General features: G+C 72.3%; 11 protein-coding genes and 1 pseudogene. 3 read left to right on the top strand and 9 right to left on the bottom strand.

All coding sequences use genetic code 11. From position 1 onward, the window contains the following. The 8 genes and pseudogenes from K2X24_RS00830 to otsB all read right to left on the bottom strand — a co-directional run. Window positions 1–209, bottom strand: a pseudogene (locus tag K2X24_RS00830) (hypothetical protein); the annotation flags it as partial. 106 nt (window positions 210–315) lie between these two features. Beyond that, on the bottom strand, window positions 316–1,593 hold the full coding sequence (locus tag K2X24_RS00825; protein WP_292493781.1) for a hypothetical protein: 1,278 nt from the start codon (window positions 1,591–1,593) through the stop codon (window positions 316–318). Window positions 1,594–1,610: 17 nt separating this feature from the next. Further along, window positions 1,611–2,885, bottom strand: coding sequence for a hypothetical protein (locus tag K2X24_RS00820; protein ID WP_292493779.1), 1,275 nt, complete (start codon window positions 2,883–2,885; stop codon window positions 1,611–1,613). Next, window positions 2,882–3,883 carry an OmpA family protein gene (locus K2X24_RS00815; RefSeq protein WP_292493777.1) on the bottom strand — a complete coding sequence of 334 codons (1,002 nt, stop codon included), beginning with the start codon at window positions 3,881–3,883 and terminating at the stop codon, window positions 2,882–2,884. Before K2X24_RS00815 ends, K2X24_RS00820 begins: the two co-directional genes overlap by 4 nt. 214 nt (window positions 3,884–4,097) lie before the next feature. Next, the gene (locus K2X24_RS00810; RefSeq protein WP_292493775.1) at window positions 4,098–5,639 is read right to left on the bottom strand and encodes a Do family serine endopeptidase; all 1,542 of its coding nucleotides are present in this window, start codon (window positions 5,637–5,639) and stop codon (window positions 4,098–4,100) included. An 87-nt stretch (window positions 5,640–5,726) separates the two neighbouring features. Then, window positions 5,727–6,416, bottom strand: coding sequence for a DUF2459 domain-containing protein (locus tag K2X24_RS00805; protein WP_292493774.1), 690 nt, complete (start codon window positions 6,414–6,416; stop codon window positions 5,727–5,729). Window positions 6,417–6,460: 44 nt separating this feature from the next. After that, complete coding sequence (locus K2X24_RS00800; RefSeq protein ID WP_292493772.1) at window positions 6,461–7,483, bottom strand: glucokinase; 1,023 nt, start codon at window positions 7,481–7,483, stop codon at window positions 6,461–6,463. A gap of 67 nt (window positions 7,484–7,550) precedes the next feature. Beyond that, the gene (otsB, locus tag K2X24_RS00795; RefSeq protein WP_292493771.1) at window positions 7,551–8,306 is read right to left on the bottom strand and encodes a trehalose-phosphatase; all 756 of its coding nucleotides are present in this window, start codon (window positions 8,304–8,306) and stop codon (window positions 7,551–7,553) included. A 207-nt stretch (window positions 8,307–8,513) separates the two neighbouring features. Here otsB and K2X24_RS00790 point away from each other — a divergent pair, with 207 nt between their 5' ends. Next, entirely contained in the window at window positions 8,514–9,008 is a 495-nt protein-coding gene (locus K2X24_RS00790) for a DUF427 domain-containing protein (RefSeq protein WP_292493769.1), read from the top strand. A gap of 122 nt (window positions 9,009–9,130) precedes the next feature. On the opposite strand, the gene K2X24_RS00785 is transcribed toward K2X24_RS00790, so the two are convergent. Beyond that, a complete protein-coding gene (locus tag K2X24_RS00785) occupies window positions 9,131–10,657 on the bottom strand; it encodes a Hint domain-containing protein (RefSeq protein ID WP_292493767.1) in 1,527 nt (508 codons plus the stop codon). A 437-nt stretch (window positions 10,658–11,094) separates the two neighbouring features. Here K2X24_RS00785 and K2X24_RS00780 point away from each other — a divergent pair, with 437 nt between their 5' ends. Then, window positions 11,095–11,607, top strand: coding sequence for a tail fiber protein (locus tag K2X24_RS00780; RefSeq protein WP_292493765.1), 513 nt, complete (start codon window positions 11,095–11,097; stop codon window positions 11,605–11,607). Continuing rightward, on the top strand, window positions 11,604–12,036 hold a 433-nt coding region (locus K2X24_RS00775), incomplete at its 3' end, for a GNAT family N-acetyltransferase (RefSeq protein WP_292493763.1). The genes K2X24_RS00780 and K2X24_RS00775, both read left to right, overlap by 4 nt.

Here is a 12,036-nt window from a genome sequence, read left to right as displayed (position 1 = left end):
GCCCGCCGCCCGCCGCCCACCGCCGCCCCGAGCAGGGCGCCGACGCCGGCCCCCACCAGGGTCGAGGCGATGCAGCGGCTCACCGCTTCGTCGATCGAGCCGCCGGGGCCCGCCGAGGCGGCACCGCCGCCCCGCGTGCTCGTGCATCCGGCCAGGACCGCGCCGAGGCACAAGGCCGCGCCGATCGTTCGTACCGTCCGTGTCATCATCGTCCATCGCCCCCGGGGCCGTGCGTGCTGGCCGGCGCCGGTCTGGCGCGCGGTCCCGCGGCTCCGGCCCCGGGAGCGCGCGGTCATGGACTGTGCCGGGATGCCGTCAGAACTGGCCGTCCTCGACGCGCTGGATCTCGAAGGTCAGCTCCTCGCGGCGCTGGCCGTTCTCGCCGCTGAAGATCACCTTCGGATCGAGGATGCGGCCCGCGGCGGTGCGCCCCTTGAGGTCGAGGGCGATGGTGCGGGCCCCGCCGAAGGGCAGCTTGCCCCGGTCGGCGGGCTCGGCCTGCGGATCGGGGAACCAGACCTGGGCGAAGCGCCCGTCGCCGCGCACCTCGCAGACCTCGCCGGGGGGCTGCCCTTTCTCCTGACCCCGGCACAGCATCTTGCCGGCCAGCGGCGTCGCGGTGGTGCGGCTCAGGGTGGTCTCGACCCAGCTGTTGACGAGATCGCCCTGGGCGGAGGCGGCCAGCCGCACCTGCAGGGGCGTGCGCTGGCCGACATAGTCGATGAAGCCCGCATAGAGGCGCAGGCTGGTCGGCTCCGGGCTCAGGCGGGGCAAACCGTCCGAGCGCACGCCCGCCAACTGGCCCTTGGCGCCGAGGACCAGGGCGCGGGCGAATTCGAGGGGGGCGCTGTCTCCCAGGGCCGCGCCGGCGAGGTAGACCTCCGCCCGGCCGAAATCGATGGCGCTGCGCTCGGCCAACTCGAAGCCGGCCCGCCGCGCCGCCGGCACATCGCCGGTGCGGCCCTTCTCGGCGACCCCGAAGGGCGTGACCAGGATGATGCGCGGCAGGCCGTGGTTGAGATCGGCGAGGCGCCCGGCGTTCTGGAGGGCCTTGAGGAGGCCGTCCGCCGGAGCGGGCCGCGCGGCGATCTCGGGGGCGCGCTTCTGCACCTGGGCGAGCGCCCGGGCGAGGCCGGCCGCGAAGGCGTCCCGCGCCGACTTGCGCCGGGCCTCGCTGTCGCTGCCGATGAAGCGGTCGAACATCGAATCGCCCGCCTTGGCCCGCTCGCTCTCCTCCGGCGGCAGGTTGGGCGAGCAGCCGAAGAACAGCGGCACGAGTTCGCTGCCGTCGCGCCGCGCGACGAGGAGGGTGAAGCGCTCGCGTGTCCCGAGGCCGCCGGTGCCCGCGTCTCGGGCGTCGGCGGCCTCCACCACCATCCGGGTCCAGCGCTGGTTGGCCTCCGGTCCGGCCGACACGATCGCCTCGTCGAGGATCACCAGGGTCTGGCGCAGGGAGCGGGGCTGGCGCTCCTTGGGGCAGGTCTGTTCCTGGCGGACGACCTCGTAGGTCGCCGCCGCGCCGGCGGGTCCGGGCGCGAGCGCGGCCGTGGCGAAGCATCCGGCGAGGAGAGCCTTGAGCGGTAGGCGCGGCATTGCAAAAACTCTCCGCGTCAGGCGTGGCCGAGGGCCAGGGGTCGGCTCAGATAGGCGTCCCCGTCGAGGTCGCGCTTCGTGCCGATATCGCCGCTGCTCAGGTCGTCGTAGGTGAAGGTCGTCTGCAGGCCGCGCCGCCGCGTCTCCGCCACCAGCCGGCCGCGGTAGCCTTGCAGGAGGGCGAGGACGCGCGCGTCGTTCCGGCGGACCTCATCGAACTGGCCGCGATAGCTGCCGTAGTTGCGCAGCCGCTTCATCTGGTCGGCCTCGCGCCGCACGAGCTGCTCGCATTCGCGCCGCGCCTGCTCGATGCGCTGCTGCTTCTGGCGCTCCAGGCCGGTCCGGTAGAAGCGCTGCTGCCGGGCCTTGAGCCGGTCGAGGCGGCGGCGCTCCTCGGCGAAGTCCGGCACCGGGTCCTCGGTGAACAGGACCCAGGCGACCGCGGCCGCGTAGACGGCGAGGTTGCCGATCAGCGCGATGCCGTAGATCGAGACGGGGCTGCCGCCCTCCTCGCCGAGCGCCGCCTGGCGGGCGACTGCCTCGGCGACGAGGTAGGAGCGGCTGAAGACGATGGCCGCCGCCCCGATGGCGAACAGGACGAAGCCGAGGCCGAGCTGGCGATAGCTGTCCGCCCGCAGACGCGCCGTGACGTCGTCGCCGAAGCGCTCGCTCCATTGGCGCAGGATGCGCCCGATCAGATGGCTGGAGAACGCGAACAGAATCGCGATCAGGCAGACCGAGGCGGTGGCCAGCGCCGGCGTCAGGAAGTCGATCTTGAGGAAGGAGGACAGGTTGAGCGGGAATTCCAGCAGCATGATCGCGACCACGCCGCCATACTTGAGGACCGGGTTCCAGGACCCCGCGTCGCGTCCGTGCTCGGACCGCTTGTGATCGTAGGCGGCGTGGAGGCGGTCGATCTCGGCGGTGAGGTCGGAGACGGCGCGGCGCTGGTAGAAGATCTCGCGCTCCGTGCGCAGGTGGCCCTGCTTCGTCTGCTCGACCCGGTCGAGCTCGGCCTCCAGCAGGAAGCCGTGGTTGCCCGAGGCCATCGGGTCCTGCGCGAAGGCCCGGCGCACCTCCGCGAGGGCGCTGCGCCGGGCCGAGGCCACGTGGCGCTGGTACCAGGCCAGCATGGCGGGCGTGAGCAGGGCCGGGGTCTCGGCGCTGGCCCCGTGCGGTGCCGAGAGGGGAAGGACCGGGCGTGGCGCCTCCTCGTCGAGCTGCGCGGCGAGATCCGCCGCGATCGGCCCGTCCACCCGCAGGTCGAGGGACCTGTACTCGTCGAGACTCATCGCTCCAGCCTTTCCACGAGCACGCGCTTCTCGCGCAGGTCGATGATCACGGGCTCGTCCCGGGTGATGGTCACCACGGTCCTGTCGATCGGAGGAGCCGGGACGAGCGCGGGCGCGATGCGCTCCTGGGCCACCAGGGCCGGGGGGACGGGCGGACCGACCGCCACGAGGTTCTTCGTCTCGATGGTGGGCAGGACGGGGACGGCGTCCGAGGGCGGCGGCCTCACCAGGGTCCGGGCCTCCCGACCCGTGCGCACGGGGGCGGCCTCGACGCGGGGCAGCGCCGCGAAGGCGCGCAGGCACTCCGCGCGCTGGCTCTCGCCGGCGCCCGCGCAGACGCGCGTCTCCTGCTTGGCCAGCCAGACGCCCACGGCCTCCGCCTTGCGGCCGAACAGGAATTCGACCCTGCGGTTGCGCCCCATCGCGGTGTCGGAGGTGTTGGGCACCACCGGGATCGCCTCGCCGAACCCGACGCGCCAGACGCTGGCCTGACGCACGCCCCGGGCGGCCAGCGCCTGCGCGACGCTGTCGGCACGCTTCACGGAGAGGGCGTAATTGTGGGCGTCGCTGCCGCGGTCGTCGGTGTGGCCCGCGATGAAGACGGCGGTGTCGGAGGCCTCGCGGCGCAGGGCGGCGGCCACCACGTCGATGACGGCCTGCGCCTCCGCCCGCACCGCGAATGCGTCGGTATCGAAGAACACCCGCTGCGGGAAGACCACCCGCAGCACGGGGATGTCCGTGCCGAACGTCGCCGGAAGCTCGCCGCGGGAGACGCGCTCCTCGAAGAACCGGGGGCTGGCCGCGAGGGCCTGGTCCGAGAGCCGGCGCAGGCGCTCGGTTCGGTCCCGGTGCTCGATCTGCACCGTCTCCTGCCAGGAGAGCACCATGTCCCGGGCAGCGCCGCCGGTGGGCAGCAGGGCGGCGATGACGGGTACGGGGAACGCGAGGATCGCGCGAAGCGCGACGCGCGCCCGAATGACTGTCCCGACAAACGCCACGCTGAACCCCGAACCCAACCTCAGGTAGTTCAGTAAATCTGAGGTTAATTCCTCGTCAATCGGCGCCGTTCGCGTTTACGGGGGATTCGCACAGGGGGGCGCGCAGTGTTGCTCGCTTGCACAGGGTGGACGCGCGAATGCCGGCCCACGGGTGCGGGCCGGCATTGCTTCGGATGTTGCGGGGCGAGAGCGGGCGGGACGCCCGCCTCGCGGATCAGCCGGCCTTGTTCAGGGCGACCGCGACGAAGCGGGTGATGCCCTTGGCGTTCTTGACCCGCATCAGAACGGCCTTGCGGCCGCTGGTCTCGGCGGAGCGGACGCGCTCGGCGACCTCGGAGGGGCGCGAGACGCTGGCGCCGGCCACATCGAGGATGATGTCGCCCTGCTCGATGCCCTTGGCGGCGGCCGGGCCGTCGGGATCGACCTCCATCACCGCGACGCCTTCGGAGCCGGCGCCGACCTCCGAGGCCGGGGCGAGGCTGAGACCCAGGCGCGGCTGGCCGTCCCTGGACGCGCCGCGCTCGGTGCTCGCCACCTTGGTGTCGTTGGGCAGGACGCCGAGTTCCACCGTCGCGGTGTCGGACTTGCCGCCGCGCAGATAGGTCAGCTCCACCTTGGCGCCCGGCTTGATGCCGGCGATCTTGCGGGACAGCTCCTTGGCGTCGTTGATCGGGCTGCCGTTGACGGCCTCGATGACGTCGCCGGACTTCAGGCCCGCCTTGGCGGCCGGGGTCCCGGCTTCGGCATGGTCCACCAGGGCGCCCTTGGCCTTGTCGAGGCCGAGGCCGTCGGCGATGTCCTTCGTCACCGGCTGCACCTGCACGCCGAGGTAGCCGCGCGCCACCTTGCCGTCGGCCCGGAGCTGGTCGATCACCGCCTGCACGGTCTCGGCGGGGATGGCGAAGGCCAGGCCCACGCTGCCGCCGGAGGGCGACGCGATGGCGGTGTTCACGCCCACCACCTCGCCGCCGACGTTGAAGGTCGGGCCGCCGGAATTGCCCTTGTTGATGGGGGCGTCGATCTGCAGGAAGTCGTCGTAGGGGCCGGCGCCGATGTCGCGGCCGCGGGCCGAGACGATGCCGGCGGTCACCGTGCCGCCGAGGCCGAACGGGTTGCCGATGGCCACCACCCAATCACCGACGCGGGGCGCCGTCTTGCTCAGCGAGACGTACGGGAAGGTCCCGCCCTCGGTGATCTTGAGGAGCGCGAGGTCGGTCTTGGGGTCCTTGCCGATGACCTTGGCGTCGAGGGTGCGGTTGTCGTCCAGGGTCACCTGCACGGACTTGGCCTTGTCGACCACGTGGTTGTTGGTGACGACGTAGCCGTCCGCCGAGATGATGAAGCCCGAGCCCATGGCGCCGCGCTGGCCCTGGCGCTTGGGCGCCTGGCCGCCGAAGCCTTGGCCCGGACCACCCTGGCCCTGACCGGGACCGCCCTGGCCGAAGCGCTTGAAGAACTCGCGCAGCTGCGGGGGCACCTGCTGCTGGCCGGGACCGTCGCCGTCGTCGTCCGAATCGGCGCTGTCGTCGAGCTTCACCTTCACGGCGACGACGCCGGGCTTCACCTTGTCGACGACGCTGGCGAAGGAGCCCGGCGGATGGTCGGGGGTCTCGATCGGGTTCTTGGAGAGGGACTGGGCGTAGGCGGGGACGGCCGGCTGGGTCAGGCCGACGCCGGCCGCGCCGGTCGCCACGAGGGCGGCCACGGCGACGGAGGCGAGGGCGTTGCGGCGCAGGCGGGTGGGCTGGGTGGTCATCGGGGTCTCCGGATCGGGGGGACCGCCAGCGGCGGCCCGTGATCCGGTGTGTAGGCCCCCGTGCCTCACCCGCGCGTGGCGCGAAGGTTACGGTTTGGACAGGTTCGCCGCCGGCATCGGACTCAGCCCGGCGCGCCAGCGCAGGTCCCGCAGCAGCCCGGCCGGATGCGTGTCGAGGACCGGGGTGACGGGCAGGCCGGCGGCGTTCAGGAGACCCGCCGCCCAATGGTTGCAGACATTGGCGTAGGAGAAGCGCCCGGCGCCCTCGTAGAACAGGCTCGGCCCGTAGAGGCCGGGGCCGCCGGCGACGGGTCGGCCCTCGGCGAGCCGGAAGCTCGCCTCCAGCCGGGCGAGCAGGCGGGCCAGTCCGGCGCGCGAGACCCGCACCGGCACGATCTCCGAATGCGGGAAGCTGTCCCGCGCCGGCCGTTCGAGGCCCACCACCTGGACCACGCCCGGCCGGCCCCCGGGGGTGAACAGGGCCGCCAGGGCAAGGCCCGCATCGAACTGCGCCAGGGTCGGGGTCGCCCGGTAGAAGCGGGCCTCGCCCCAGCCGAACTCGAGCGCCGGATAGGCCCGGAACCGCGTGGCTATGTCGGCCAGCGCCGGCCCGGCCCCGGTCAGGACGTCCCGCGGCAGGACGAGGCCGGAATGCCAGCCGTGCGACACCAGGGCGATGGCCACGCCGTCCTCCCCCCGGGCGGGATAGAGCCCGGCATCGCCCGGCCGCGCCGTCAGCAGGGCGGCGAGAACGAGGTGGCCGACGAGGCCGGCCAAAACGGCGGCGAGCGCCGCCAGTCCCGCGCGGGTCCGGCGGGCGGTCAGGAGGCCCGCCAGACCTGGCCGTGATAGACGAAGCGGTCGGGCTGGCTCGCCAGGGCGGCGAGGCCGGTCAGGGCCGGATCGTGCACGGTGATGACGCTGGTGGGGATCGCCTGCATCTGCGCCACGAAGGGCGGCTTGTGCTCGAAGGCCCGGCGGAACGCGCCCTGGCGCAGCACGTCGACGATCCGGGGCGCGATACCGCCGCCGATATAGACGCCCCCGGTGGCCAGGAAGGTCAGGGCGAGGTCGCCGCAGGCGCGGCCGAGGAGCTTGGCGAACAGGTTGAGGGCGGCCGTCGCGTCCGGGTCCGCCCCCGAGAGGCCGGCCTCGGTGACGGCGGCGGGATCGAGGTGCGGGCCGTCCGTGCCGGTGCGCAGGCGGTGCAGTCCGGCATGGAGCCGGGTCAGGCCGGGGCCCGAGAGCAAGGTCTCGACGGTGACGCGGCCCTCGACCCGCTCGAGATGCGGCCAGAGGGCGAGCTCGGCCGGCGTGGCCGGCCCGAAATCCACGTGGCCGCTCTCCGTGGAGACGATGAGGAGGCGCGCGTCCACGGGCAGAAGGGCGGCCGCGCCGAAGCCGGTGCCGGGGCCGAGCACGAGGCGGGCGCCCTGGTCCCCGGCCCGGCCCTCCTCGCGGCGCGGGCCGATGGGCGTCAGCTCGCTCGGGCTGATCCCCGCCGCGCCCGCCGCCACCGGCACGTAATCGTTGACGACGACCGCGCGCGAGAGCCCGAAATCCTGCCCGATCCGGGCGCCCTCGATCACCCAGTGGGCGTTGGTGAGCTGCACGGCCGGCCCGTCGACGCGGGCCGCCACCGCCAGGATCGCCGAGCGCGGCGCCGTGCTCCCCTGCGCCCCGGCCCCCCTGGCGAGCGAGGCCCGGATGGCCGCGCTGGGATCGGGATGCCCGGCCGTCTCCTCGCGGGAGAGCAGGACCGGCGCGGCGCCGGCCTCGGGCACGATCGCGAAGCGGGAATTGGTGCCGCCGATATCGCCGACGAGGACGGGAAACTCGAACATGCGCGCCACTTCCGTCTGGGGCCCGGCTCGGGGGCGGGCGTTGAGGGGATCGGGGTGAGGGGGCCGCTCAGGCCGGCGGCAGGGCGTCCGGGTCGATGGCCGCGCCATCGGCCCAGGCGTAGAGCAGGCGGCGCACGTCCTCCGGGTCGATGAGGCGGCGCGCCGCGATGGTCTCGGCCCCGCCGATGCGGACGCTGACGCCGCCGTGTTCGTTGACCACCGCGAAGGCCTTCTCGTCGGTGAGGTCGTCGCCGAGGAAGATCGCCCGGCGGCCGGCATAGGGCGGGTTCTCGGCGAGCGCCCGGATGGCATGGCCCTTGGTAGCGGAGGCCGGCACGATCTCGCCCACCGCCTTGCCGAGCTGGAGCCGGTACCCGGTGCCGAGACCGGCGGCGGCGGCCTTCACGGCGTCCTCGGCCATGGCGGCGTCGCGGGGCGTGGCGAGGCGCCAGTGCACCGCCACGGAGGCGCCCTTGTCCTCGATCAGCACGTGCTCCAGGGGGGCGACCGCCGCGTGCAGGGCCGGCACCTGCGCGCGCAGCGCCGGGTGGTCCGCGGCGGAGCCGCCGGAGACGACGCCGTCGACCCGGCGTTCGACCCCGTGCAGGCCGGCGACATCGAAGCGGACGGGGCCCAGGAAGTCGTCGATCACCCCGATGGGCCGCCCCGTGACGATGGCCAGCGCCCCGCCGAGCCGGGCGCGCAGGCGCTCCAGGGCCGGGGCGAGGGCCGGATCGACCCGGACCTGGTCGGGCTTGGGCGCGATTTCCACCAGGGTGCCGTCGAAGTCGAGGTAGAGGGCGAAGGCGGTCGGCTCGGTCACGCAGGATGTCCCTTCGTCTGATCCGGGCCTGCGCTAGCATGCCGCGCGCCAGGGGAAAACGTCGTGCGGGAAAACGCAGCGGAGGAAAACGCGACGCGAGAACTTCGGGCGGCGTGACATCGGGGCGGGGGCAGCCCCCTGCCCTATCTGCCCGGGTATTCGGTCCCCCCGGACCGTTCCGATCCCTCCAGGCAAGGTCCCGACCGCATGCGGCCCACCCCGATCCCACCCGGCCCGAACGCGGAGAGCGTCTGGGACTATCCGCGCCCGCCCCGGCTGGAGCCGGTGGCGACGCGCCTGCGCGTGGTCTTCGGTGGGCGGGTCATCGCCGAGACCCTGGCGGGCTACCGGGTGCTGGAGACGAGCCACCCGCCGACCTATTACCTCCCGCCCGGGGACGTGGCGGCCGGCGTGCTCGGCCCGGCCCGCCTGGCCGGGATCTGCGAATGGAAGGGCCGGGCCGTCCTGTACGACGTCGCGGCGGGCGGCCTGCGCGCGGACGGGGCCGCCTGGGCCTATCCCGACCCCACGCCGGATTTCGCCCCGATCGCGGGCTACGTCGCCTTCTATGCCGGGCCGATGGAGGCCTGCTTCGTCGGCGACGCGCGGGTGATCCCGCAGCCCGGCGGCTTCTACGGCGGCTGGATCACGCCCGGGATCGTCGGCCCGTTCAAGGGCGGTCCGGGCAGCATGGGCTGGTGAGGCGCTGGGGCGCTCCCACGGCTCCGATCAGGGGTCCGTGAGCCGGACCGACGGGTCGGGCTCACCGAGGTCCGGCATCGGGGTGCGCGCCGCAGGAGGATGCGGGTGCGGTCGTCGGCGGATCAGGCGCAGTGGCGGACTTCCAGAGGATCGGCCGCATCGGCGGCCTCGCGCGGTCCGACCCAGCGCTGCGGGGCGGCATGCGTCAGCGTCAGCCGCAGGAACACCGTGCCCCGGCAGCCCGCCCACAGGGAGGCCGGGAGCAGCGCCGCGCCATCGGTCCAGCGCCAGAGTACGGTGCCATCCCCCTCGACCGCGTGGAAACCCGCGCCGAGCCGCGCATCGTCCAGCGCGATGGCGCGGGTGCCGATCAGGCCGTCATCGATCGTGAGTGCGGCGAGCGAGACGCCGAGGCGACGCAGATCCGTCATGCCGTCCGCCACATGGACGGGCGGGCCGGCCTGCGAGACGAGGGTCACGTCGCGCGCCTCGGCCGGCAGGACGAAGCGGGCGGTGAGCCCTTCGACATCGGGATGGATCACCTGCCCGTCGGCCACGAGGTGCAGGTCGGCCCAGGGCGCCTCGGCGAGCCGCCAGCCTTCGGCCTCGGCGCGCTCCTGAAGGCGGGCCCGCACGAGATCGATTAGCGGACCGCTCGCATGGAAGGGGCGGCAGAAATCGGCGGTGCCGTGGGCGGCCGGGGCGTCCGGCCCGAGCGTCAGGTCGATGGTGTCGGCCTCGACGAAGAAGCCGCGATTGCTCAGGTCGAGGTAGCTCTCGGCCGGCATGTTCTCGGCCATGAGAATGTCGTGGCTGTCGAGTTCGACGTGCCAGTAGGTGACGCGTTCGACCGGCTCCTGCGTGATCGTGGTGCCGTTGACGAGGGCGTTTGCCGGGATGAGGACCTCGCCCAGGAGGTCGAGGCAGAGGGCGTGGGCCGGCGAGACCCGGAGGTCGCGGGCGGGCTTGCCGTCCCCGAAGGCATGGGCCGCGATGCGCACGGGCCAGGCCGTGCAGGGGTCGCTGTAACGGGCGCATTCGACCGTCCGGTGGCCGATCCAGCGGATCGGCCGCTCGGCGCCAGAGGCGGTCACGGCGAGGTCGCCCACCGCCAGATCCTCGACGGCGACCTCGCCGCGCGCCGTGCGGATGCGCGTGCCGGTGACGTAGCAGGGCACGTCGGAATTCGCTGCATTGAAGGTGGTCGGCTGGGAATTCGTGCCGTTCGACTGGTAGATGAAGTTGGTATTCGAGGTGGGCAGCTTGGCGTTGCGGTAATCGGTTCCGCCGGCCCTGAAGGCGACGCCCCGGTTGTCGAGACCGTAGATGCTCGCCTTTCCGCTGGGTCCGATGCCGCCGTTGCCTTGGCTGTCGTCGAGCCAGAACACGTTGTTGTATTGGCCGGCCGCACCGCCTCCGTTCGCGGTCCCGTCATTCGTCGCGGGGCTGCCGCCCTGTGTTGTGTTGTTGGACGGAAGCAAGTTGGTGATGGTCTGGCCGTTGAAGGTGCCGCTGATCCCGGTGATCGGGTATCCCTGAAAGGCGCCGTTCGAATTGTAGGTGTAGAGTGTCGTTGTATCGACGGTGAGCGTGATGTTGTTCGTGATCCCGTTCGTGGTGAACTGGTAGGTGTAATTGACCGTGGCCATCGCCAAACCCTCGATTCGACATCAATGACTATGACGTTGCCTGAATCGAAGCTTGCGACTCATGCATTCGTTAAAGCCTAGACTCTAATCAAGCGCGGTGGAATGCCGGAACTCTAATATCATTCCGATGTTGTATTAGCGCAACAATCATGGGTTGCGTCCAGTTGCGCCAGGACCGTTATCCTGATTGCAGAGGCGCAAAAGGGCGTGACACGCGGAGCGGCGTCTGTCTTGATGCCGTGGGTGCAACCTGAGGATTCGTCCACTGGTTACATCCGTGCGCAGATTGTGTCGATGCCGGGGGCGGGGTGGCATCGCGCGACCTCGTCGAGACGGCCGGGCGACGGCAGGATCACGACGACGCACGATCGAGACAAGAAGACCGCAAGACAAGAAGACTAGGGGAATCGATGGATCCGTTTCTCGGCGAAATCAGGATGGTCGGCTTCAATTACGAGCCCCAGGGCTGGGCCTTCTGCAACGGTCAGCTCTTGCCGATCCGGAACAACACGGCGCTCTACGCCCTGCTCGGAACGCAGTTCGGCGGCGACGGGGTGAACACCTTCGGCCTGCCGGATCTCCGGGGCCGGGTGCCGGTCCATCAGGGCCAGGGCAGCGGCCGGCAATCCTACCCGATGGGACAGTCCGGCGGCGTCGAGAACGTCACGTTGCAGATTCCGCAGATGCCCTCCCATTCCCACGGCGTGACCGTCGATGCCACGATCGGCTCCACGAGTGCGCCGTCCGGCGCCAATCTCGCCCAGACCGAGAATCCGACCGGAGCGGATGCCTTCAACAGCTTCACCACGGGCAGTCCGGCGAGTCCGGTTCAACTGAGCGGCGGCACGATCGCCCTCCAGGGCGGCAGCCAGCCGCACGAGAACCGGCAGCCCTATCAGACGGTGAACTTCATCATCGCGCTCCAGGGCATCTTCCCGCCCCGTTCATGACGCGAGGGCCGGATCGCCGCCCCGAGGCGGAGGCGGACGGCGCGTTCCTGTTCGCCCTCTTCGCGTCCGCCCACGGCGCCTCCCTGGCCGGGCTCGACCCGCCCTTGCGCGACCGGCTCCTGCGCCAGGGCTTCGCGGGGCAGCGCACGACGTACAGAGCGCGCTATCCCGCCGCCTGCTTCGAGGTGATCGAGCTGGACTCTGAGTCGATCGGCCGGATCGTGACCGACCGGGGCGCCGACGCCGTCACTCTCGTCGACATCGTGCTCCTGCCGGAATGGCGCCGGCGTGGGCTCGGCACCCGGCTGATCGGCGAGACCATGGCGGCGGCGCGCTCGGCCGGGCTGCCGCTCCGCCTCTCGGTGAGCGCGGACAATCCGGGTGCGCGGCGCCTCTACGCGCGCCTCGGCTTCGCCGCCGTGCGGGCGG

This window comes from Methylobacterium sp., from assembly GCF_019750675.1.
Taxonomy (GTDB): Bacteria; Pseudomonadota; Alphaproteobacteria; order Rhizobiales; family Beijerinckiaceae; genus Methylobacterium.
The sequence above is the reverse complement of the archived record's forward strand: the minus strand, read 5'-3'. Positions and strand labels throughout refer to the sequence as shown.

Coding starts and splice junctions, on each gene's coding strand:
- K2X24_RS00820 (WP_292493779.1), bottom strand. CDS start 2,885: ATGAGTCTCGACGAGTACAGGTCCCTCGACCTGCGGGTGGACGGGCCG.
- K2X24_RS00790 (WP_292493769.1), top strand. CDS start 8,514: ATGCGGCCCACCCCGATCCCACCCGGCCCGAACGCGGAGAGCGTCTGG.
- K2X24_RS00825 (WP_292493781.1), bottom strand. CDS start 1,593: ATGCCGCGCCTACCGCTCAAGGCTCTCCTCGCCGGATGCTTCGCCACG.
- K2X24_RS00780 (WP_292493765.1), top strand. CDS start 11,095: ATGGTCGGCTTCAATTACGAGCCCCAGGGCTGGGCCTTCTGCAACGGT.
- K2X24_RS00810 (WP_292493775.1), bottom strand. CDS start 5,639: ATGACCACCCAGCCCACCCGCCTGCGCCGCAACGCCCTCGCCTCCGTC.
- K2X24_RS00800 (WP_292493772.1), bottom strand. CDS start 7,483: ATGTTCGAGTTTCCCGTCCTCGTCGGCGATATCGGCGGCACCAATTCC.
- K2X24_RS00785 (WP_292493767.1), bottom strand. CDS start 10,657: ATGGCCACGGTCAATTACACCTACCAGTTCACCACGAACGGGATCACG.